17 protein-coding genes and 1 tRNA gene are annotated in these 21,454 nt (G+C 68.9%); 10 read left to right on the top strand and 8 right to left on the bottom strand.

The genetic code is table 11. The features are described 5' to 3' along the window. Positions 1–71: 71 nt before the first annotated feature. The gene (locus M8445_RS08920; protein ID WP_273987424.1) at positions 72–2,606 is read right to left on the bottom strand and encodes an ExeM/NucH family extracellular endonuclease; all 2,535 of its coding nucleotides are present in this window, start codon (positions 2,604–2,606) and stop codon (positions 72–74) included. A 90-nt stretch (positions 2,607–2,696) separates the two neighbouring features. Continuing rightward, positions 2,697–3,725: a nucleotidyltransferase domain-containing protein gene (locus tag M8445_RS08915; RefSeq protein ID WP_273987423.1), complete on the bottom strand. Its 1,029-nt coding sequence runs from the start codon at positions 3,723–3,725 to the stop codon at positions 2,697–2,699. 62 nt (positions 3,726–3,787) lie between these two features. On the opposite strand from M8445_RS08915, the gene M8445_RS08910 reads away from it, so the two are divergent. Genes M8445_RS08910 through M8445_RS08900 form a run of 3 tightly spaced genes read left to right on the top strand, consistent with a single transcriptional unit; the run spans position 3,788 to position 6,800 of the window. Next, positions 3,788–5,059 carry a S1C family serine protease gene (locus M8445_RS08910; protein WP_273987422.1) on the top strand — a complete coding sequence of 424 codons (1,272 nt, stop codon included), beginning with the start codon at positions 3,788–3,790 and terminating at the stop codon, positions 5,057–5,059. Next, the gene (locus tag M8445_RS08905; protein ID WP_273987421.1) at positions 5,040–6,164 is read left to right on the top strand and encodes a tRNA nucleotidyltransferase/poly(A) polymerase family protein; all 1,125 of its coding nucleotides are present in this window, start codon (positions 5,040–5,042) and stop codon (positions 6,162–6,164) included. Before M8445_RS08910 ends, M8445_RS08905 begins: the two co-directional genes overlap by 20 nt. 24 nt (positions 6,165–6,188) lie before the next feature. Continuing rightward, on the top strand, positions 6,189–6,800 hold the full coding sequence (locus tag M8445_RS08900; RefSeq protein WP_273987420.1) for a site-2 protease family protein: 612 nt from the start codon (positions 6,189–6,191) through the stop codon (positions 6,798–6,800). A gap of 75 nt (positions 6,801–6,875) precedes the next feature. On the opposite strand, the gene trhA is transcribed toward M8445_RS08900, so the two are convergent. Then, entirely contained in the window at positions 6,876–7,520 is a 645-nt protein-coding gene (gene trhA / locus M8445_RS08895; RefSeq protein ID WP_273990874.1) for a PAQR family membrane homeostasis protein TrhA, read from the bottom strand. A 105-nt stretch (positions 7,521–7,625) separates the two neighbouring features. Next, positions 7,626–9,128 carry an IMP dehydrogenase gene (gene guaB, locus M8445_RS08890; protein ID WP_273987419.1) on the bottom strand — a complete coding sequence of 501 codons (1,503 nt, stop codon included), beginning with the start codon at positions 9,126–9,128 and terminating at the stop codon, positions 7,626–7,628. A gap of 116 nt (positions 9,129–9,244) precedes the next feature. On the opposite strand from guaB, the gene M8445_RS08885 reads away from it, so the two are divergent. After that, positions 9,245–9,320, top strand: a tRNA-Ala gene (locus M8445_RS08885). Between the two features lie 159 nt (positions 9,321–9,479). On the opposite strand, the gene M8445_RS08880 is transcribed toward M8445_RS08885, so the two are convergent. Beyond that, entirely contained in the window at positions 9,480–11,153 is a 1,674-nt protein-coding gene (locus M8445_RS08880; protein ID WP_273987418.1) for a PQQ-binding-like beta-propeller repeat protein, read from the bottom strand. 133 nt (positions 11,154–11,286) lie between these two features. Between M8445_RS08880 and M8445_RS08875 the strand changes: the two genes are divergently transcribed. The 5 genes from M8445_RS08875 to M8445_RS08855 all read left to right on the top strand — a co-directional run bounded on the left by M8445_RS08875 (position 11,287) and on the right by M8445_RS08855 (position 15,481). After that, positions 11,287–11,781 carry a hypothetical protein gene (locus tag M8445_RS08875; protein WP_273987417.1) on the top strand — a complete coding sequence of 165 codons (495 nt, stop codon included), beginning with the start codon at positions 11,287–11,289 and terminating at the stop codon, positions 11,779–11,781. 347 nt (positions 11,782–12,128) lie between these two features. Further along, complete coding sequence (locus M8445_RS08870) at positions 12,129–12,992, top strand: PEGA domain-containing protein (RefSeq protein WP_273987416.1); 864 nt, start codon at positions 12,129–12,131, stop codon at positions 12,990–12,992. A gap of 99 nt (positions 12,993–13,091) precedes the next feature. After that, the gene (locus tag M8445_RS08865) at positions 13,092–14,093 is read left to right on the top strand and encodes an MBL fold metallo-hydrolase (protein ID WP_273987415.1); all 1,002 of its coding nucleotides are present in this window, start codon (positions 13,092–13,094) and stop codon (positions 14,091–14,093) included. Positions 14,094–14,226: 133 nt separating this feature from the next. Beyond that, positions 14,227–14,688, top strand: a complete 462-nt coding sequence (locus M8445_RS08860) for a hypothetical protein (RefSeq protein ID WP_273987414.1) — start codon at positions 14,227–14,229, stop codon at positions 14,686–14,688. A 340-nt stretch (positions 14,689–15,028) separates the two neighbouring features. Then, positions 15,029–15,481, top strand: coding sequence for a hypothetical protein (locus tag M8445_RS08855; RefSeq protein WP_273987413.1), 453 nt, complete (start codon positions 15,029–15,031; stop codon positions 15,479–15,481). Positions 15,482–15,590: 109 nt separating this feature from the next. Here the strand turns inward: M8445_RS08855 and M8445_RS08850 are convergent, their stop codons facing one another. Further along, positions 15,591–16,724 carry a citrate/2-methylcitrate synthase gene (locus tag M8445_RS08850; protein ID WP_273987412.1) on the bottom strand — a complete coding sequence of 378 codons (1,134 nt, stop codon included), beginning with the start codon at positions 16,722–16,724 and terminating at the stop codon, positions 15,591–15,593. Positions 16,725–16,831: 107 nt separating this feature from the next. Here M8445_RS08850 and tsaB point away from each other — a divergent pair, with 107 nt between their 5' ends. After that, complete coding sequence (gene tsaB, locus M8445_RS08845; RefSeq protein ID WP_273987411.1) at positions 16,832–17,425, top strand: tRNA (adenosine(37)-N6)-threonylcarbamoyltransferase complex dimerization subunit type 1 TsaB; 594 nt, start codon at positions 16,832–16,834, stop codon at positions 17,423–17,425. Positions 17,426–17,491: 66 nt separating this feature from the next. Here the strand turns inward: tsaB and M8445_RS08840 are convergent, their stop codons facing one another. Together M8445_RS08840 and M8445_RS08835 are read right to left on the bottom strand one after the other, a co-directional pair. Further along, entirely contained in the window at positions 17,492–19,360 is a 1,869-nt protein-coding gene (locus tag M8445_RS08840) for an ABC transporter ATP-binding protein (protein ID WP_273987410.1), read from the bottom strand. Then, a complete protein-coding gene (locus M8445_RS08835; protein WP_273987409.1) occupies positions 19,357–21,279 on the bottom strand; it encodes an ABC transporter ATP-binding protein in 1,923 nt (640 codons plus the stop codon). Before M8445_RS08835 ends, M8445_RS08840 begins: the two co-directional genes overlap by 4 nt. Positions 21,280–21,454 lie beyond the last annotated feature (175 nt).

Below are 21,454 nucleotides of genomic sequence, written 5' to 3'. Positions count from 1 at the left end.
CGACAGGACAGCAGGAGCACCGACTTTTCCGGTGCTCCTGCTGTCCTGAGCGCTGCGCGCTGGCCGTTTGCTTAGCGCTGGCCGAGGCCGTCGAAGGTATCGGTGGCGAAGCCGTCCCACTCGGCGGCCGGGTCGAAGGCGTCGGTGCCGTTGGTGTCCCCGGCATTCACGGCGGCCTTGCGGCGCAGGGTTTTGTCCACGCTGAAGGTCAGGCCCGAGCCCCAGCCGGTGCCGGGGTCCGTGCCGATCTGCCCGAACACGTCGGCGCGCGTTCCGTTCAGCACGAGTTCCAGCGCGTCATCGCCGTTGAAGTTGGTGACGCCACTCTCGGCGTTCGCCTTGGCCTTGAGGGCCGCGTTCGCACCGGAGTTGACGATCACGTAGGTGGCTCCGGCCGGCAGGGCCTCTGCGAGCGTGAAGGCGTTGGTGGTGCTGGGCGTGGCGGACCCGTTGCTGTACAGGTTCACGACCAGACTCCCGGCGGGAATGGCGCTGCCGGTGCCGTTGTAGATCTCGATGGCCTTGTTGTTGCTGCTGCCCTCGACGTACTCGCTGAAGTACACGCCTCCGGCGGTCACGACGGGCTGCGCGGTCACGGCCTTGGTCGCCGTGGTGGTGGTCGCGCCGCGCTTGGCCGTGACGGTCACCGTGAAGCTCCCGGCGGTGGCGTAGGTGTGCGTGGCCGTCCCGGTGGGGGCGGTGACGGTGTCGGTCTTGCCGTCGCCCCAGGTGACCGTCACGGAGTCAGGGTTGCCGCCGGCGGTGTAGGTCAACGCGTAGGGCTGTCCGGCCGTGACCGTGTCGTTCCCACTGGCGTTGACCGTGAGGGGAAGGGCGGGGTCGGCGTCGGCTTTCAGGTTCAGGCCGACGAGCACCGGGTCGTGGTCGCTGCTGCGGTAGGGAGTCGGGGCGTACAGGTCCGGGGTTTCGCAGGTGGTGCTGGTGCACTCGGGATGCTTCTTGAATTCGATGTTGTAATCGAGCACCACGGGTTCGTCTGCGTTGACGTGCCACTCGGTGATGCCGCTGACCTGCGCGCCGAGGCTGCTGCTGGCCAGGGCGTGATCGAGGTAGCCGAACTCACCGTTGAACTGGTAGCTGTAGCGGTCCTCGGCGGGAATGCGTTTGTTCAGGCTCTCGAAACCGGCGGCCTCGATGGTCTTGATGGGGTCCTCGGCACCGTAGGCGTTCAGGTCGCCCATGACCAGCACGTCCGGGTCGGTGACTTTCAGCTTGTCACTGAAGGCCAGCACGGCCCTGGCCTGCTCGACGCGCAGGGTGTTCCAGCAGCCCTGGCCCTGGTCGGTGTCGCCCGTCGTGGGGCAGCTGCCTTTGCTCTTGAAGTGGTTGGCCATGACCGTGAACACGCCCTTCCCGGCGCGGTCCCGGAAGACCTGCGCGACCGGCGGGCGGGAGTAGACGGCGTTCGTGTCGATCTGCGCCGCGCCGATGGGTTCCACACGGGCGGGGCGGTAGATGATCGCCACGCGGATGGCGTCCGTGCCGACCTTGCCGGTCTTGACACTGGCGTACTCGGCGCTTCCGGCGGCGGCGTTCAGGGACGCGACGAGGTCGTCCAGCGCCGTTTCGCCGTTGTTCTCGACTTCCATCAGGGTGATCACGTCGGCATTCAGGGCCCGGAGTTCCGCCACGATCTTGTCTTTCTGGCGGGTGAACTCGGTGGCGTTACTGGCGCCGCGACCGGCGCTGCCCAGCGTCGTGAAGTAGTTCAGGACGTTCGCGCCCGCCACTTTCACCGTGCCGCCCACGTCCTTGGGCGCGGCCGCGCGGGGGTTGGCGGCCACGAAGACCGGAGCCTTGGTGGGCTGCACCTTGAAGGCGCTGTTGGCGTAGTGCAGCACGCCCTGAAGACCCGTGACCGTATCCCCGGCGCGGCGGGTGGCCGTCTGGGGGTCGGTGCCAGTCAGGTAGGGAATGGTGGTGGGATTCTGCTTGCTGCTGACGTCGTCCAGGCGAATGGTGCGCAGCTTGTTACTGGTGGCGTCGCCGCCCTGGCCGTTGGTGGGGTTGAACAGTCGGCCGCCGCTGGACAGGCCGAGTTCACCGAAGCGGCCCAGCGTGAAGGTGTCGGTCACGGTCAGGGTCTGGGAGATCTTGATCAGCATGCCTTCGGACGCTTCCAGGGAGGTGGCGGAAGCCAGAGGCAGGGTGACGGTCATGGGGGCGGGCAGGGTCGTCTCGCCGCAGCTGGTGACGGTGGTGACGGTGTCGAGCTGGGTCAGGCCGTTGAATTCCTTGACGGTTCCGGTGACCTCGACAACCTCTCCGACCTTGACGGTTGCGGGCTTGGTGGCGGTGTAGATGAACACGGCGTCACTGGTGTCAGCCTTTTCGTCGGGCGTGACGTCCTGCAGGTAGAAGCCGCTCAGGCCCGCCTGCGCGTCGAGCGTGACAACGCCGCGCACGGTGACGGTCTGACCGGCCAGCGGGCTGGCGTCAGCGGCACCCTGAACAGCGCCGATATTCGTGATGGTGCTGCCGGCCGGGCATGCGTACGTGGGGGGGGTGGGGGTGGGGGTGCAGGCGGCCAGCAAGGCGGTCAGGCCCAACAGGCCCAGACTGCCGGTCAAGATGTTCTTCTTCATGTGAACTCCTGTGTGATGATTGAAACGTGTGAAGCGGATCTTAGCGCGTTCAGGCTGCCTTAGCCATGTCAGGCGGTCATCAGCCAGCGTTCATTCCAGGCTGTGTAGCCAGGGGTGGTCCGGTCGGGTGAGGGTCAGGGCGCCGCGCAGCCACGCGCGGGCGTCTGCGGTCAGGGTGGGCTGGACGCGCTGGTAGTCCTGTTCGTCCTTGCCGCGTGGGGGGCGTCCGGCTGCGCCTGCCTTGAACAGCAGGACGGCTTCAGGCGCGAGGTACGGCAGGCCTTCGGGGCTGACGCAGCGGGCGCGGCTCAGGGGCAGGGTGAGGCGGGGGTCGCGGCGGTAGTGCCAGGTGCCGCCGCTCAGGTCGCTGAGCATCAGGTCGAGCATCAGCACGCCGCTCAGGTCGGGGTGCCGGGCGTGAATCTGGAAGTGGGGCGGGTCGAGGGGGGCCGCGTAGGGCCGGTAGGTGCCGTGGATGGACGCGTCGAGTCGCCAGCCGCGCAGCAGGTCGGGCAGCCGGGTCTGGGCTTCGCGGGGCAGGATCACGTCGAGGTCGTCGTGGGGCCGGGCAACGTACCCCAGGTGCAGGTCGAGGGCGACGCCGGCGGCGATCATCCAAGGGGCGTCCAGCGGGGCCAGCAGGCGGGCGACCTGCCGGGCGGGGGTCAGGCCGACGGTGCGGGCGTGGTGGGCCAGGGCGGCGGGGCGCAGGGTGTGGTCGGCGTGGTCGCGGCCGGCGGCGGTGAAGGCGGCGCGGTAGGTGCGGGCGGCGTGGGGGTCGTGGCGCAGCACGCCTTGCAGCGCGGCCTGTTCGGCGCGCCAGCCGCTGCCGTGGTCGCTGATGACCAGTCGCCAGCCGCCGGGGTGCGTCCAGGTGCGCTCCGATCGCGGCTGGTAGCCGAGGCGGCTCAGGGCGGCGCGCTGCTCCTGGGTGGGTGGGTCGGGCAGCAGGTCCAGGTGCAGTTCCGGGCTGTCCAGGTCGGCCAGCGCGGGGACGCTGCCGGGACCGCCGGTCTGGACGTGGAAGACGCCGTCCGGGCGGTGGCCGGCCAGGAAGTCGCCCAGATACGTGCGGAGGTCCTGCATGGCGCGGTCGTGGTCTACATGGGAGGGGTCCATGCATGAAGCACACCACAGCGCGTCCCCACCCGGCATCCGCCCCCTGGCGGATAATGCCTCTCATGAAGGGTCGTGGCGTTGGGATCGTGTTGGTGCTGGTGGGACTGGGTCTGGGGGCGACGCTGCTGCGCGATCAGGTGCCGGTGGGTGGGGCGCAGGCTCCGGCCGTGAGTGGTGCGGCGGCCGATCCGGTGGCGGCGGAGGCGGGCGCGCGGCTTCAGAACGAGCAGAACACCATTGACGTGGTGGGGCGTTTCGAGCCGGGGCTGGTGTTCATCAGTACCGAGAACGAGGTGATGGGGCAGGATCCGTTCGGGATGTTCGGGGGCGGCACGGAGGTTCAGCAGGGTGTCGGGAGTGGCTTCTTCGTGAATGACGCGGGGGACATCCTGACGAACTATCACGTGGTGGCCGGCGAGTCCGGGTCGGGCGCGGCTCAGAAGATCAGCGTGCGGGTCATGGGGCAGGAGCAGAGCGTGGAGGCGCGCGTGATCGGACTGGCCCCGCAGTACGATCTGGCGCTGATCCGCCCGGTGGGCCTGGACGCCAAACTGATCCGGCCGATTCCGCTGGGTGACAGCGACGCCCTGAAGGTGGGGCAGAAGGCCATCGCGATGGGCGCGCCCTTCGGGCTGGATTTCAGTGTGACCGAGGGCATCGTGAGCAGCACGGCGCGGCAGATTCCGATCGGGTTCTCGGGCAGCGGCGCGGGCGAGGGCATCACACAGAAGGCCATTCAGACGGACGCGGCGATCAACCCGGGGAACAGCGGGGGGCCGCTGCTGGACAGTGGGGGACGCGTGATCGGCATCAACACGCAGATCTACTCGCCCAGCGGGCAGAGTACCGGCGTGGGTCAGAGTGCCGGGGTGGGCTTCGCGATCCCCGTGAACACGGCCAAGAATCTGTTGCCGCGCCTGCAGGCGGCCGGTGGGCAGGAGGTGCGCGCGCCGACGCTGGGCGTGGCGGCGGGCCTGCTGGTGCGCGGGCAGCAGCAGACGCTGGCGGTGGGCCTGAGCGTGCTGTCGTCGGCCGGGAAGCAGGAACTGGGCCTGCCGGAGCGGGGACTGGTGATCGGGGAGGTCACGCCGGGCACGCCGGCCGCACGGGCGGGGTTGCAGGGCGGCACGCGTACCGAGGCGTTCCGGGGCGGCGCGATCCGACTGGGCGGGGACGTGATCACGGCCGTGAACGGCAAGCCGGTGGACGCGCTGGAGGACCTGCAGGCGGGCCTGATCGACCGGAAAGAGGGGGATACCGTGACGCTGACGGTCGTGCGGGCCGGGGAGTCGCGTGAGGTGAAGGTCACGCTGGATGAAACCTCGTTCCGCTGAGGGCGCAGCGCAGGCGCAGGCCGTCTGGGAGGCGCTGCGCCCGGAGGACCGGGCGTGGCTGCTAGGGCTGGCGGCGCAGGCGGGTCCGGGCGGCGCGGCGCTGGTCGGCGGCGCGGTGCGGGACGCGCTGCTGAGCGTGACGCCGCTGGACCTGGATGTGGTGATTCCCGACGCGGACGTGGAGGCCCTGGCGGCCGGGACGGGGTTGCCGTTCGTGTTCCACCCGGCGTTCGGGAACGCGACCGTGACCCTGCCGGACGGCCGCGCGGCGGATCTGGTGCGGGCGCGGCGGGAAGTCTACCCGGTGCCGGGCGGGAATCCGCTGCCGCAGCCGGCCTCACTGACCGACGATCTGCGGAGGCGGGATTTCAGCCTGAACGCGCTGGCCCTGCGGGTCTTCCCGGATGGGCGCGCAGAATTGCTGGACGTGACGGGCGGCCTGGAGGACCTGCGCGCGCGGGTGCTGCGGCCCCTGCACACCGACTCGCTGCGTGAGGATGCCAGCCGGCTGGTGCGTGCGGCGCGGCTGGCGGCGCGACTGAACCTGAGCGCCGCGCCGGAGTTGCTCTCTCAGGTACCCGCCGCGCTGGATATGGCCGGGCACACGCCCCGATTGTGGGCAGAACTGAAACTGCTGCTGCATGAGCCCCGCCCCGGACGGGCCGCCGCGCGGCTGCGTGACTGGGGGGCCGCCTCGCTGCTACCGGACACGGCGCTGCTGGACGCCCTGGACGCCCGCCGGGACGCGGGGGCGACCCTGCCCATGAACGCCTACGCGGCGGCGCTGCTGCACGCCGCGCCGGACCCGGAGGCGCTGGCGGCGCGACTGGACCTGGGCACCCGGCCCGCCGCGCTGCTGGCCCGCGCCCTGTCGGACACCTTCTACCCGGACGGCATGCCGGAACGCGAACTGCGCGCCCTGCTCCGCCCGGACGCGCACGAACCCCTGACCGGGAAGGACGTGCTGGCGCTGGGCGTCCCGCCGGGCCGGGGCGTGGGCGAGGCGCTGGCGCACCTGGCTGACCTGCGCCGCGCCGGGACGCTGGGCAGCGCCGAGGCGGAGCGGGCGGCGTTGAAAGCGTTCCTGGAGACGAAAGTCCGGTAGGCGGACCCTCTAGAATGCCGGGGTATGGGCCTCATCTCTCTGCTGAGCAGCAACCCGACCGCGTTCGTGATCATTGCGGCGGCGCTGGTCCTGTCCCTCGCCTTTCACGAGTTCGCGCATGCGTACGTGGCGGACCGCCTGGGTGATCCCACGCCCCGCCGCTACGGGCGCGTGACCCTGAATCCCATCAAGCACCTCGATCCGTTCGGGACGCTGCTGCTGCTGCTGGTGGGCTTCGGGTTCGCACGGCCTGTGCCAATCAATCCGAACAACCTGGGCCGCTGGGGCACCATGTGGGTGGCGGCGGCCGGGCCGATCAGTAACCTGCTGATCGCGGTGGTGTGCGCGCTGCTGCTCAAGGTGCTACCCCTGACGGACCTGACGTACACGATCCTGATGACGGTGCTGGGCATCAACGTGGTGCTGGCGGTCTTCAACCTGATTCCGATTCCGCTGCTGGACGGCAGCCGCATTCTGGGGGCGCTGGTGCCGTCGCTGGGCCGCGCCCTGAATCAGTTCGAGATGATGCCGTACTCGTTCCTGATCGTGATGGGCTTCATCTACCTGTTCCGCCCGCAGATCGGGCAGTTGATCGGCACGGTGCAGAGCTGGGTGATCGGTTTCGTAGGCGTGTGACCTTTAACAGCAGCCGGGCCGGAGGTGATCACTCGACCTCCGGCCCGGCTGTCTGCTGTGTTCAGGACAGGTTGTTCAGCGCAGGTTGAACATCATCACGACGTGCGCGGCGGTGCCGGCCAGCACGAACAGGTGCCAGATCTCGTGGAAGCCGAACACGCCGGGTCGGGGGTTCCAGCGTTTCGTGCCGTAGATGACGGCCCCGATGGAGTACAGCACGCCGCCCGCCGCGAGCCAGAAGATGGCGGCGGATGGCAGGTGGCGGGCCAGTTGCGGCAGGAAGGCCACGGCCAGCCAGCCCATGCCGAGGTACAGGGCGGTGCTGACCCAACGGGGCAGGCTCATGGTCACGAGTTTCAGGGTGATGCCGCTCAGGGCGATGCCCCAGATGACCCACAGGACCACGCCCTGCCAGGGGTCGGGCAGGCCGAAGTACGCAATCGGGGTGTAACTGCCGGCGATCAGCAGGAAGATGCCGGCGTGGTCGAGTTTGCGTAGCCACAGCATGCCGCGCTCGCCGGGAAAGAACGAGTGGTAGCTGGCGCTGGCGGCGTACAGCAGGGTCATGCTGATCACGAACACGGTGAACGGCCACAGGGCCAGTTCGCGGGCGTGCGCCCACCACAGCAGCGGTCCCAGAATGATCAGCGCCGCCAGGACGCCGGCCCAGTGGGTCAGGGCGTTCACGGGTTCGCGGGGGGCGGTCAGGAAGCGCTGCATGTTCATACCCTACCCCCACCCGCTGATGACAGTCTGTCAACTGGGACGGGGTGCAATCCTCTCCCCCGCCCCCCACGCTTCCCGGCCCGCCTGTACGGCAGCGCCTCAGCGACCGCCGTAGTTGGGCGCTTCCTTGGTGATGGTCACGCCGTGCGGGTGGCTTTCCACCAGGCTGGCCCCGGTGATCCGCACGAACTGAGCCTCGTCACGCAGGGTCTGAAGGTCCGGCGCGCCGCAGTACCCCATCGAACTTTTCAGGCCGCCCACGAACTGGTAGATGACCTCGCCCGCCGTGCCCTTGTACGCCACGATGCCCTCGATGCCTTCGGGCACGAACTTGCGGCTGCCGCTCTGGAAGTAACGGTCGGCGCTGCCCTGGTCCATGGCGCCCATGCTGCCCATGCCCCGGTAGCTCTTGTAGCGGCGGCCGTCGCGCAGGATGCTCTCGCCGGGGCTCTCGTCGGTGCCGGCCAGCATGCTGCCCATCATGACGACGTTCGCTCCGGCGGCAATGGCCTTGGGCACGTCGCCGGTCTGCTTGATGCCGCCGTCCGCGATGATCGGAATGCCGGCTTCCATGGCGGCGGCGCTGGCCTCGAAGATCGCGGTGATCTGCGGGACGCCCACGCCGGTCACGACGCGGGTGGTGCAGATGCTGCCCGGCCCGATGCCGACCTTCACGGCGTCTGCGCCGGCCAGGATCAGGTCGCGGGTGCCGGCGCGCGTGGCGACGTTCCCGGCGATCACGTCCACGTCGAAGGCTTCCTTCACGCGGCTCAGGGCGTTCAGGATGCCCTGGCTGTGCCCGTGGGCGCTGTCGAGCACCAGCACGTCCACGCCGGCCTGCACGAGCGCCCCGGCGCGGTCCATCAGGTCGGCGCCGACGCCGATGGCGGCGGCGACGCGCAGACGGCCCAGGCTGTCCTTGGCGGCGCGCGGGTACTTCACGCGTTTGGTCAGGTCCTTGATGGTGATCAGGCCGCGCAGGGTGTGGTCGGCGTCCGTGACGAGCAGTTTCTCGATGCGGTGGCGCTTGAAGATCTCCTGCGCTTCTTCCAGGGTGGTGCCGACCGGCACGGTGATCAGGTTCTCGCGGGTCATGACGTCCGCGATGGGCGTGTGCATGTCCTCGATGAAGCGCATGTCGCGGTTGGTGATGATGCCCAGCAGTTTCCCGTTCGGGTCGGTGATGGGCACGCCGCTGATGCGGTACTCGCCCATCAGGCGCTCGGCGTCCGCCACGGGCGCGTGCGGGGGCAGCGTGATGGGGTCCACGATCATGCCGCTCTCGGAGCGTTTGACCTTGCGGATCATCTCGGCCTGCGCGTCGATGGGCATGTTCTTGTGCACCACGCCGATGCCGCCCTCGCGGGCCATGGCGACCGCCATGTTCGTCTCGGTGACGGTGTCCATGGCGGCCGACAGGAACGGGATGTTCAGACGTACGCGGCGCGTCAGTTGCGCCTCGATGTTCACCTCGTGCGGCAGCACCTGCGAGTGCCGGGGTTGCAGCAGCACGTCATCGAAGGTGATGCCCTCCTGCGCGAACTTGTAGGCGAAACGGTCACTGCCCTGGGCAGTGGGGGCGGGCGTGGCGGGCGCACTCATGCAGGCGAGTGTAAGCGACTGAAGGTAAAGAGAAGGTAAGCGTGTCCATGTCGCCTGACCGCCCGGCGCGCCCTTGCGCGGGCCGCAGAGAGCGTGGTAGATTCCCTCTCGCTCGTGGGGCCATAGCTCAGCTGGGAGAGCGCGTCGTTCGCAATGACGAGGTCAGCGGTTCGATCCCGCTTGGCTCCACCAACTCAACGCATCCACCTGTTTCAACGCAGGTGGGTGCGTTCCGTATGCCCGGTAAGGGCAGATCCTGCACCGGAGGCAGGCCACACAGGACAGCTCCGCGCCCCGAGGCAACTGCCAGGGGGCGCGGGGCCGTTCCGCATCAGGCCGGACGAACGGACTTCAGCCTTTCTGCAGGGGTCCCAGGAACTCGGGTTTTCCGCGCAGGGGCAGCAGTTTCCCGATGCTGAGCGGGAAGCTGGTCGTCTGGGCGTTCAGGGTCAGGGTCACGGTGGGCGCGGCCCCGGTCGTCAGCTGCGCGCGCACGCCGGGCAGGGCCGTCAGGGCGGCCAGCGGCACGAACGGCACGCGGTCCAGCACGCGCACGGTGACAGGCACGGCCGTCTGCCCGACCAGCACGGTGGCGGTCGTGGCGGTCACGGCCCGCAGTTTCAGGCGCAGCGCGCCCACGCTGTCCTCCAGCGGCAGGAACAGTTGTCCGTCCAGCACGCGCACGCGGCTGGCGGCGGCCTGCGCCAGTTGTTCGGGGGTGGCGGCCGGTTTCGGTGTGGGTTGCGGAACCGGTTTTGGTGCCGGTGCGGGTGCCGGTTGCGGGACCGGCGTGGGCTTAGGGGCCGGTGCGGGGGCCGGCGCGGGTGCGGGCGTCTGGGGTTTCACGGCGACCGGGGCACCCAGCTGGGCGGTCGCGGCGTCGCGGCGGGCCCTGGCCTGCGCCTGCAACTCGGCCTCGCTGGGCACGCGGCCCCACGCGGCGGGGCTGGCGTGGAAGGTCGTCCACGCGCCGACCGCCAGTGGCCGCTGCTTCTGCACGATGTTCAGGCCGCCGCCCTCGGTCGTGAAGTACACGCTGCCCTGATCGCTGACGCTGATGCCCAGGTCGATCTTGCGGCCGGTCTTGATCTGCCACAGGGACTGCCCGGCCTTGCTGATGGCGTGCACGGTGCCCGCGAGGTCCGGCACGATCACGCTGCCGTCGCTCAGTTCGGCGGCACTCCCGGCAATGCCGGCGCCCGCCTTGTACGACCATTCGATCTCGCCGGTGGGGTTCACGGCGTACACGCTGCCGTCGTAACTGCCGACCACGACCAGCCCGGCGCTGGTCACGATGGGGCTGGCGTTCACGAACAGGCCGGTCGGCAGGGACCAGCGGGGCGTGCCGTTGGGGTTCAGGGCGTAGATGCGGCGGTCGCTGGACCCGAAGTACACCGTGCCGTCCGGCCCGATGGCGGGGCTGCTGAACACCAGCGACCCGGCCGCGTACGCCCACTTCAGTTTCCCGTCGGGGCTCAGGGCGTGCAGGCGGCTGTTCTGCCCGCCGAAGTAGATGGTGCCGTCGGCGGCGATGGCGGGGCTGCTGAACACGGGCGCGCCGACCTTGAAAGTCCACAGGGTCTTGCCCTGGGCGTCCAGGGCGTGCACGGTGCCGCCGGCAGTGGCGATGATCACGCTGCCGTCGGCGCGCAGGGCGGGCGTGGCGAAGATGTCACCGTCGAGCTTGGTCTTCCACAGCAGTTTCCCGGCGGGGTCCAGGGCGTACACGGTGTCGTCGTATGAGGCGGCGATGGTGATGCCCTGGGGCGTCACGACCGGGTAGGCGCGGCCGATGTCGCCGGTCAGGAACGACCATTTCTCGCTGCCGGTCGCGTCGGTGCGGTGCACGCGGGCGTCCGAGCCGATGAAGGTCAGGTCGCCGTTGGGACTGACGGTCACGCCGGAAATGACGCGCAGCTCCTTGAACACGCCCACCTTGGGCGCGACGAAGGCAGGAGCGGGGGTGGACTGGGTCTGGGCGGACTGGGACTGGGCAGCGGCGGCTGAGAAACCCACCAGTGTCATCAGGGAAGCAAGGGGGAGTGCGTGGGTGATCCTCATGTGAAGGTAAGCTCCTTTACAGACCCTTTACGGTAGGGCCACGGGGGGTCGTCGAGTGTGGACGCCTGACAGGGTACGGCCTAAGATGCGAACTGTTATGAAGAAGATTCTCATGCTGACCGCGTTCGCGCTTACCGGCCTTGCCGCCGCGCAGGACTCCGCCCCCGCCGACACCATGGAAATGGCCGGTCCCGCCGCCATGAGCGCCAGCGAGAACTTCGCGAAGGCTCAGGAGTACGCCGTGCAGGCCGACGTGGCCTACCCGGTTCCCTTCTACGACCGCACGCTGTGGAAAGCCGCCGTGGACCACTCCTACTACGCCGCCAGCATGGAAGCCGGCAACCGCGACTACAACGCGTACCTCGCGCAGCTGTACACCAAGACCCAGTGGTGGATCAATGCCTACAACGCCTGGGGCCGCCTGGGCGACCTGAGCGAGCAGGAGAAGCAGTGGGCTTCCCTGAGCGCCGCCAAACTGGCCTACCTGGCCCTGCAGCGCGGCGACAACGCCACCGCCCGCATGTACGTCGAGAAGGGCATGAACTGGGCCGACAGCGCCAGCCTTCAGTCCATCATGAAGCGCCTGCAGTAATCCAGATTCTTCACGAGGGGCCCCCGTCTACGGATCGGGGCCTTTCCTGTTGCCGGCATCCGGACGGCGGCGCACTCCGTCAGTCGGTGACCGGAGTGGGTGAAGGGCGCGTCAGACACCCTTACCCGCCGCTGGTGGCCGCTGCACTACCCTGTGGGCATGATACGGATTCCGTCTGTTTCGTTAACAACCCGCCAATGCACCGGGTTGCCAACTCCACGCCCGGAATCCTCTTTGCTCGTACTCGCGTCCGCTCGGATTGAATGGTTTTTGCAAACCATTCAATCGGAGTGCATATGACACGGGCGTGGGCGGGGCTGGTACTGGCAGGACTTCTGTGCGGGTGTGTGCCCGCGCCGCTGCGGGCGCAACCGGACGCGCAGCTGCACCTGCGGGTCACGCCGGGCACGCCCCCCGTTCAGCCGGTCACGGGCGAGCAGGGCCTGTACCGCCAGCCGGGGCCGGGCACGCTGCTGGTGTCCTCGGACCGCGCGGCGTTCGTGACCAGCGTGGTGCTGCCGCAGGGCGGCCGGGCGGCCGTGCTGCCTGCCGCCCCGGTCATGCCGGGTCAGGCGCAGGTGACGGCTCTGCCCGGCACGCTGGGCTTCACGCAGGTGTTCACGGTCGCCAGTCTGGAACCCCTGAACCTGGGCGGCGCGGCCGGAGCGCGCAGCGTGGGCGAGATCTCGCGCGCGGTTGAGGCGACCGCCGCCAGTCTGCCGCGCGGGGCGTACACGGTCGCCACGACCACCTACCGCGTCGAGCAGTTCGGTTCCCTGAGCGTCCGGGCGTCCCAGCCGGGCGCGGAGGTCCGCGTGAACGACCGCCCGGTAGGCACCGCGCCGGTCGTGGTGACAGACCTGCCGCAGGGGCAGGTGACGGTCAGCGTGTCGCTGGGCGGTTACCAGACCTTCACGCAGCGCGTGATCGTCCGACCGGAGACCACCAGCGAGGTCAGCGCGGCCCTGCGGCGCGTCACGGGCATCCTGAGTGTCCGCAGTGACGTTCCGGCGGCCGTGCTGATCGAGGGAGAGGCGGCGGGTGACGCGCCGCTGGACCTGAACGTGCGGCCCGGCGTGTTCTCCGTGAACGTGGTTCCCACCGATCGCCGCCTGAAGGCGCAGAACGTGCTGGTGCGCGTGAATGCCAGCCGGGTCACGGCGCTGGTGTGCAGCGTCACGGCGGGCGAGTACCGCTGCGGCGTCCGCTGAGCTGCCCTCACGCTTGAGCGCCGGGTGTTCCCGGGCCGGTTGCGCCCGCTCTGCTTACTCCACGGTCGCGGCGGCGGGTCAGGCGCTACGCTGCCCGGTATGACTGCCGAGCCCTCCACACCGTTGCTGACGCCCGTGCTGGGCGACCTGTACGCCCTGCAGGTCCCGATTCCGTACCCCATGAAGTACGTGACGGTCCTGATCGACCGGCCTGCGGGCGGGCCGGTCACCATGATCGACACGGCGCTCGATACGCCCGAGGCGCGTCAAGCCATCGAGGACGGGCTGGGCGCGCTGGGCCTGCACTGGGCCGACGTGGACCGCGTGATCATCACGCACCACCACCCGGACCATTACGGGCTGGCAGGCGTGGTCGAGGAACGCAGCGGGGCGTCCGTGCACATGCTGGACGTGGAGATCGGGCGCGGCGAACGCTACTGGCACCTGTGGGAGGAATGGCTGCCCGGCCACCTCAAGCACATGCGCGACCACGGCCTGCCAGCCGAATCCCTGAGCGACATGGGCGCCGACAACCGCCGGGGCCGCGAACGGGTCCACCCGGCCTCGCGCGTGCATCCGCTGCGTGAGGGTCAGCACGTCACGCTGTCCGGCCTGGAATGGGAGGTGCTGTGGCTGCCCGGTCACGCGGACGGGCACCTGGGCCTGTGGAATGAGCAGGAAAGCGTACTGATCGCCGGGGACGCCATCCTGCCGCGCATCAGTCCGAACGTGGGCCTGTACGCCTACACCCGCCCGGACCCGCTGGGCGACTACCTTCAGACCCTGGGCAAACTGGAGGCCCTGAACCCGGCCCGCGCGGTCGTCGGGCATCACGGGCCGGTCATGGGGGGCGTGCAGGCCCGCGCGCGTGAACTGCGTGACCATCACCACGAGCGGCTGGACTTCATGAAGGCCGAAGCGGCCCGCGAGGCCCGCAGCGCCTACGACCTGTCGCTGGCGATGTTCAACCGCGAGCTGAACGTCTCGGGGCGCCGCTTCGCGCTGGCCGAGACGCTGGCGCACCTGGAGCACCTGCGGCTGCTGGGGCAGCTGTACCGCACCTGGAACGAGGAACGCAGCGTGTGGCTGTACCACGCGTGACGGTGCAGGTTGATGGTCGAAGATTGATGGACAGCAGAAGGCCCCATCAACTTTCAACCATCGACCATCAACCCCCAGAGGACCGTGGACGCCGTGACCGTGCACGGCGCGTGGGCGCTCTATACTCCAGCGCATGACGGCATCCCAGTCGGAACTGCAGCGGATCATGAGCGCGCTGCAAGAGAGCGGCCTGACCGTCGAGGCGATCGAGGACGGCGCCCTGATTCAGGACGGCGAGACACGCGTGGCCCTGTTCGCAGAGAGTGACGAGCAGGGAGGCGTGATCGTGCGCCTGCACCTGGACCTGGACCTGTACGTGGAAGAGGACAGCCTGCCGGACATCCTGATGGGCATGAACCTGATGAACCAGGGCCTGGATTACGGCGCGCTGAACCTCGACCCGGTCGACCCGGAAGACGACGCGGACGAGGAGGCCCCGCTGACCTTCGCGGTGCTGGGCCGCAGCGTGCTGTGGCTGCCGGACCTGGGCGTGGCCGAGATGGACCGCCTGCGTGAGCACCTGCGCCGCTTCGAGGCGGAAGTCACGGAGTCCGTGGAACGCACCCTGCACGGCAGCCGTGGCATGAGCGCCTGATACGGACTCCGATTGAATGGCTTGCAGAGCCGTTCAATCCGAGCGAAGCGAGTGGGAGCAAAGAGGATTCCGGGCGTGGAGTTAGCAAACCGGCGTATTTCCGGGTTGTTAACGAAACAGACGGAATCCGTATGACCAGAGGTTCCGCACGCGTGCCCCTGCGCCCCACACGGCGGCGGGGGCGTGCTGTGTGTGTTCCCCTATGGTCACGCGGCGGCGGGGCGGCTACCCTGGCGGGGTCAATTTCACTTCAGGTGCGGCGTCCGTTCGGTCGCTTCCGGCCCCGTAGCGTCTGGGGGCCCTGTCGCGCAGGCGTGCCCGGCACGCGAAGGTGGTTTCCATGACCCGATTCACTGATGGCCGCTCTCCTTCACAGGGGCGGCCGGTCCGCCCGGCTCCCATGCCGCTGACCATGCTCAGCCGGGGCCGGGTGTACGGCCTGTTCCGGTCGCTGGAGGACGTGCAGGCCTGCACGTCGCGGCTGCTGGACCTGGGGCTGGCCGGGCAGTCCGTGCAGCTGCTGATGGGTGACGAGGGCGCGGCCACGCTGGACTGCGACGGCCGCCGGCACGGGCTGTGGGCGCGGCTGCTGAGACTGATGCAGGGCATGACCGACGAGCGCGCCCACGTGGAACGCTACGTGGAAGCGCTCGGCTGGGGGGAAATCCTGCTGAGCGTGGATGTGGCCGGCCAGCCCGGTCGGACGCCGCAGGTGGCGCAGGCCTTCCGGGAGAGCGGGGCGCACTTTGTGAACCACTACGGCGCGTGGGTGGTCGAACCCCTCAGCGCCTGACGGTTGGGGCGAGAGACGAATCCACGTCTGTCAGTGCTCCCCGAGCCTCAACAGGAGGATGGCAGGCCGCCCGCACGGGCACGCCTGCCATCCATCCTTTGTGCCGCTGTTACTGGCGGTCTTGCAGTTGCACGTAGTGCGCGTCGGTGGCGCCGGTGTACACAGCGTCGGGACGCAGCAGGCGGTTGTCGCCGGTGTACTCGATCACGCTGGCGCACCAGCCACTGATGCGGGCCAGCGCGAAGATGGGCGTGAAGAACTCCTTACGGATGCCCAGGTCGCTGTACACGGTGCCGCTGTAGAAGTCGACGTTCGGGTAGATGCCCTTGGACCCGATGCGGTCCACGACGACCTTCTCGATGGTTTCGAGGATCTGGTAGTAGTTGCTCTTGCCTTCCTTGTTGGCGACCACTTCGGCGTAGTCACGCAGGACGCGGCTGCGGGGATCGAAGTACTTGTACACGCGGTGCCCGACGCCCATGATCTTGGACTTGGCGTCCAGCTTGGCGTTGATGTATGCCTCGGCCCGGTCGGGCGTGCCGACCTCGTCGAGCATGTCCATGACGGCCTCGTTCGCGCCGCCGTGCAGCGGGCCTTTCAGGGCGCCGATGGCGCTGGTCATGCAGGAGTACATGTCCGACAGGGTGCTGCTGGTGGCGATGGCGGTGAAGGTACTGGCGTTCATGCCGTGATCCACGTGCAGCACGAGCGCGATGTCGAACAGGCGGGACTGCTCGGCGCTGGGTTCCTTGCCGGTCAGCATGTACAGAAAGTTCCCGGCGTGCGTCAGGTCCATGCGGGGCGCGACGATCTCCTGGCCTTCCTGCGCGCGGTTGATGGCGGCAATGATGGTCGAGAACTGAGCGATCATGCGCACGGAGATAGCGCGGCGGGCCTCGGCGCTGGTGTCCTCGGACTGCGGGTCCAGCAGGCCCAGGTACGAGACGGCGGTGCGCAGCGCCTGCATGGGGTGCACGCCCCGGGGCATATGCGCGATGACCTGGGCCAACGCGTCGGGGATGGCGCGGTTGGCTTTCAGGTCGGCGTCGAAGGTGGCGAGCTGCGCGGCAGTGGGCAGCTGACCGTTCAGCAGGGCGAGGGACAGTTCCTCGAAGGTGCTGTTCTCAGCCCATTCCTGAATGGGAATGCCCAGGTGCGTCAGGACGCCTTCGGCCCCGTTGATAAACGTGAGTTTGCTCTCTGTAAAGAGGACGCCTTCAAGCCCTTTGGCGATGTTCGTCATGATGATCGAGCATACCACCCGCCCGCTTTGAACCGGGTCCAGCGGACGTTCCCGTAGCGGTGACAGCGGCCTGTCCGGGGAAGCGGCGCGGCCTAGAATGCCCGGCGATGACCGCCCCTGTACCCCCTGTTCCTGCTTCCCCTGTGCCCCCCGCCCTGCCCGCCGTGATTCTCGCCCTGGATACCGCCACGCCCTGGCTGACGCTGGCGCTGCGCTGGCCCGGCGGCGAACGGACCGTGTCGCGCGAGGTGGGCCGCGCGCACGCCGAGCAGCTGCCCGGCGCGGTCGCTGAGCTGTTTGCGGGGGCGGGGCTGCCGCTGCGGGCCGATCTGGTGATCATCGGGACCGGCCCCGGCTCGTACACGGGCGTGCGGGTCGGCGCGAGTTACGCGCTGGGCCTCGCCCGGGTATGGGGCGCGGCGGTGCGCGGCGTGAGCACCCTGGAGTCCCTGGTGACCGGCGACGGCCCGCAGGCGGTCTCCATGGACGCCCGCAAGGGCAACCTGTACGGCGCGGCGTACGACGTGCAGTCCGCAACGGTCGTCGGCGTGCGCCACGCGCCGGCCAAGCACAGCCTGGAGGACTTCGAGGCCCTGACCGCTCCCCTCCCCCATCACCGCGATCCCGCCCCGGACGGACTGGCCCTGCTGCGTGCCGGGCTGGATCACGGCGCGGAGGGGTGGGAACTGGCGTACCTGTAAGGGGCACGGGAAGGGGGCGCAGGAGCGGTCGACACCGCACCCTGCGCCCCCTGTCGGCCTGCCCGGTCAGTCGGCGGCGTCGGCCTGCGCGTACTGGAGGCGGTGCAGGCGGGCGTAGTAACCGCCCTTTTCCAGCAGCTGGTGGTGGCTGCCCTGTTCCACGATGCGGCCCTTGCGCATCACGACGATGCGGTCGCAGTGTTCGATGGTGCTGAGGCGGTGGGCGATGATGACGCTGGTGCGGCCCTGCATGACGCGGGTCAGGGCCTGCTGGATGCGCAGTTCGGTTTCGGTATCCACGTTGGCGGTGGCCTCGTCGAGGACGAGCAGGATGTCCGGGTTCTGGATGAGGGCGCGGGCGAAGGCCAGCAGTTGTTTCTGGCCGGTGCTGAGGGTTGCGCCGCGTTCGCGCACCTCGGTCTGGTAGCCGTGTTCGAGGCTCAGGATGTAGTCGTGCACGCCGACGTACCGGCAGGCTTCGATCACGCGTTCGTGGGGGATGTCCGGGTTGTTGAGGGTCAGGTTGCTTTCGATGGTCCCGGCGAACAGGAACACGTCCTGCAACACGACGCCCACGTGGCGGCGCAGGTCGTGCTGCGCAAGGTCGCGCACGTCGATGCCGTCCACGTTCACGCTGCCGCGCTGCACGTCGTAGAAGCGGCTGACGAGGGCGGTGACGCTGGTCTTGCCCGCGCCGGTCGCACCGACCAGGGCAACGCTCTCGCCGGGGCGGATATGCAGGTCGATGCCGCGCAGAATCCAGCGGTCGTCCGTGTCTGGGGTGTCGGCGGTGACGGTCTGGTCGTACGCGAACCACACTTTCCGGAAGTCCACGCTGCCCTCGAAGTTTGTGAGGGTCCTGGCGTCCGGCTTGTCGGTGATGCTCTCCTCGGTGTCCAGCACGCCGAAGATGCGTTCGCTGCTGGCCATGGCCGCCTGGAGGTTGTTGAACACGTCCGCGAGGTCCTGGATCGGCTGGAACAGCTGCTGCGAGAGCTGCACGAACGCGAACAACGTGCCCACCGTGATGGCGCCGGCCACGGCTCCGCTGGCGTCCACGCCCAGGATCTGGCGGGCCGCGAAGTACAGGATCAGCGCGACGGCCACCTGCCCGAGGACCGCCACGACCGGCATGAACAGCGAGAACCACTTCACGGAGTTCTCGTTGGCGCTCAGCAGGGCGCGGTTACTCAGGTTGAAGTCCAGGGCGCTGCGGCGTTCGCGGCCGAACAGCTGCACGGTCAGCATGCCCGTGATGTTCTCGTTCAGTTTGCTGTTCACGGTGGCCTGCTGCGTGCGGGTTTCGCGGAACGCGTCGCGCAGGCGGGCGCGGAAGTAGTTGGTGGCCAGGAACAGGACGGGCAGCACCGTGAACGAGATCAGCGCCAGCTGCCAGTTCACGCTGAGCATGATGACCACGTACACGACGATGATGAAGCTGCTCTGGATCAGGCTGACCAGGCCGCCCGTGATGAACTGGTTGATGGCGTCCACGTCGCTGGTGACGCGGGTGATCAGGCGGCCCACCGGGTTCTGGTCGAAGTACGACAGCGGCAGCCTCTGCAACTTGCCGAACACGTCGGCGCGGATGTCGCGCAGCACGTTCTGCCCCAGGTAGCCGATGGCGAGCGTGAAGGCGTATTGCAGGGCGAATTCCACGACTTTCAGGCCCATGTACAGCAGGGCCGCGCCGGTCAGGCCGCGCCGCAGCAGGTCGCGGTCCGGTTCGGTACGCAGCGCCAGCGGCGACAGGTAGGTGTCGATGGCGTGCCGCTGGATCAGCGCGAACAGCGGCGCGGCCAGCGAGATCAGCAGGGCCAGCAGCACCCCGCCGATCACCAGCGGCAGGTACGGGCGGACGTAGTGCAGGATGCGGCGGGTCAGCTGGGTGTCGAAGCCTTTCTGGAAGGCGTCGTTGGCGTCGGGGCGGGTCATCGGGTCACCTGTTCGGGGGTGGGGGCGGTTTCCAGCCTGTCGGCGGCCGCTTCGGGATCGAGGGGAGTCTCGTCGTCCGCGTCGAGGTCGCTGGCGAGGCGTTGCAGGCGCTCGAGCTGCGCGTAGTGGCCATTCTGCTCCAGCAGGTCGTCGTGGCTGCCCTGTTCGGTGACGCGGCCGTCCTCGAGGACCAGGATCTGGTCGGCGTGGCGCAGGGTGCTGACGCGGTGCGCGATCAGGATGACGGTGCGGCCCTGGCTGATCTCGCGCAGGCCGTCCAGGATGCGGCGTTCGGTTTCGGTGTCCACGGCGCTCAGGGAGTCGTCGAGGATCAGGATGCGGGGTTCGCGGACGATGGCGCGGGCGATGGCGGTGCGTTGCCGCTGCCCGCCGCTGAGGGTCACGCCGCGCTCGCCGAGGCTGGTGTCGAAGCCCTGCGGGAAGCCGTCCACGTCCTCGGTCAGGCCGGCGAGGCGGGCGGCCTCACGCACGCGGGCGGGGTCGGGCTGCTGGGGAATGTCGTCGGGTGGGGGCGCGCCGACCACGCTCACGCCGGTCGGGACGGGCGGCAGGTCGCGGTTGTCCAGGCCGAAGCCGATGTTGTTGGCGATGGTGTCGCTGAACAGGAACGGTTCCTGCGGGACCACGCTGATCGCGTCGCGCAGGGTGCGTAGCGGCATGACGCGCACGTCGTGGCCGTCCACGAGGACGCGCCCGCTGGTGGGGTCCATCGAGCGAGTCAGCAGTTGCCCCAGCACGGTCTTGCCACTGCCGGTGGGGCCGGTGATGCCCAGGAAGGTTCCGGCGGGTATGTGCAGGTTCACGCCGCTCAGGACGGTCTTGTCGCCGTAGCGCACGGTGACGTTGTCGAAGGTCACGTCGCCACTCACGCTGCGCAGCGAGCCGTCGGTGCGGCCCGATTCGTCACGCACGAGAGCCTGAGAGTCGAAGATTTCTTTCAGGCGCAGCCAGGAGGCCAGGCCGCGCTGGGTGACGCCGGTGATCCAGCCGACCATCAGCATCGGGAAGGTCAGGCGTTCCAGGGTCCCGACGAACTGCACGAACATGCCGACCGTGAAGGTGCTGTCGGGCGCCAGGATCAGTCGTCCGCCGACCAGCAGGATCAGGCCGAAGGCGAGGCCCAGCAGCAGGCTCATGAAGGACCGCAGGGGGCCGTCCACCTTGGTCAGGGCGATGTTGCGGCGTAGCAGTTCGAGGTTCATGGCGCGGTAGTCGTCGATCTCGCGGTTCTCGATGGCGTAGCCCTTGACGACGCGCGCGCCGCTGAAGTTCTCCTGGGCCTTGGCGGCGATCAGTGAGTTCTGCTCCTGCGCCAGCCGGTGGCGGACGTTGATCTGCCGCGCCAGGTACGTCAGGACGCCCACGATGACCGGCACGATGGCCAGGACGATCAGCGTGAGTTGCCAGCTGAGGCTGAACATCACCGAGAAGGCCGTGATGAACCCCGAGACGATGTTCACGATCTGCCACGCGCCGAACCCCAGCATTTCGCGCACGGCGCTCAGGTCGCCGGTCAGGCGGTTCATCAGGTCGCCGGTGCGGGCGCGGTCGTAGTACGGCTTGTCCAGGCCCTGCAGGTGCGCGAACAGGTCGCGGCGGATCTCGTACTCGGTCTGGCGGGACGCGACGACGATCATGCGCCGCATCAGCAGCATGAACGCGCCGGAGGTCAGCGCGGCGCCCACGATCCCCAGCGCGTACAGGCCGGCGGTGCCGAGCGCGATGCCGGTCGTGGCGGGGTCGGCGTCCACCTGCCCGGTCAGGCCGTCGATGGTCAGGCGGATGAAGTAGTAGGGCAGCAGGCTGAACGAGTTGGCGATCACGACGGCGATCAGGCCGATCACGTACTGGCGCTGGTGCAGCCGCAGGTACGGGATCAGGGTGCGGAAACTGTCCAAGGGGAACCTCGTGGGGGGTAACAGGGGCAAACAAGTGAGGGTAGGCTGGGAAGGTGGGCGGTCTTTCAGGGGGCCTCAGCCGCTCTGGCCTGCCGGGGCCAGTCGGGGCGGCCGCGCGGTCCCGTGCGCGGGTCAGCATACGCCCGCTGGCTCAGGGGCAAATGCGCCACATGGC

The sequence above is a fragment of the Deinococcus aquaticus genome, from assembly GCF_028622095.1.
In the GTDB taxonomy this organism is placed as follows: Bacteria; Deinococcota; Deinococci; order Deinococcales; family Deinococcaceae; genus Deinococcus; species Deinococcus aquaticus.
This window is presented reverse-complemented; position numbering and strand designations above follow the sequence as displayed.

Bases quoted from the DNA above. Each gene is read 5' to 3' on its own strand.
- M8445_RS08920 (WP_273987424.1), bottom strand. From the start codon at position 2,606: ATGAAGAAGAACATCTTGACCGGCAGTCTGGGCCTGTTGGGCCTGACC.
- M8445_RS08915 (WP_273987423.1), bottom strand. From the start codon at position 3,725: ATGGACCCCTCCCATGTAGACCACGACCGCGCCATGCAGGACCTCCGC.
- M8445_RS08910 (WP_273987422.1), top strand. From the start codon at position 3,788: ATGAAGGGTCGTGGCGTTGGGATCGTGTTGGTGCTGGTGGGACTGGGT.
- M8445_RS08905 (WP_273987421.1), top strand. From the start codon at position 5,040: ATGAAACCTCGTTCCGCTGAGGGCGCAGCGCAGGCGCAGGCCGTCTGG.
- M8445_RS08900 (WP_273987420.1), top strand. From the start codon at position 6,189: ATGGGCCTCATCTCTCTGCTGAGCAGCAACCCGACCGCGTTCGTGATC.
- trhA (WP_273990874.1), bottom strand. From the start codon at position 7,520: ATGCAGCGCTTCCTGACCGCCCCCCGCGAACCCGTGAACGCCCTGACC.
- guaB (WP_273987419.1), bottom strand. From the start codon at position 9,128: ATGAGTGCGCCCGCCACGCCCGCCCCCACTGCCCAGGGCAGTGACCGT.
- M8445_RS08880 (WP_273987418.1), bottom strand. From the start codon at position 11,153: ATGACACTGGTGGGTTTCTCAGCCGCCGCTGCCCAGTCCCAGTCCGCC.
- M8445_RS08875 (WP_273987417.1), top strand. From the start codon at position 11,287: ATGAAGAAGATTCTCATGCTGACCGCGTTCGCGCTTACCGGCCTTGCC.
- M8445_RS08865 (WP_273987415.1), top strand. From the start codon at position 13,092: ATGACTGCCGAGCCCTCCACACCGTTGCTGACGCCCGTGCTGGGCGAC.
- M8445_RS08860 (WP_273987414.1), top strand. From the start codon at position 14,227: ATGACGGCATCCCAGTCGGAACTGCAGCGGATCATGAGCGCGCTGCAA.
- M8445_RS08855 (WP_273987413.1), top strand. From the start codon at position 15,029: ATGACCCGATTCACTGATGGCCGCTCTCCTTCACAGGGGCGGCCGGTC.
- M8445_RS08850 (WP_273987412.1), bottom strand. From the start codon at position 16,724: ATGACGAACATCGCCAAAGGGCTTGAAGGCGTCCTCTTTACAGAGAGC.
- tsaB (WP_273987411.1), top strand. From the start codon at position 16,832: ATGACCGCCCCTGTACCCCCTGTTCCTGCTTCCCCTGTGCCCCCCGCC.
- M8445_RS08840 (WP_273987410.1), bottom strand. From the start codon at position 19,360: ATGACCCGCCCCGACGCCAACGACGCCTTCCAGAAAGGCTTCGACACC.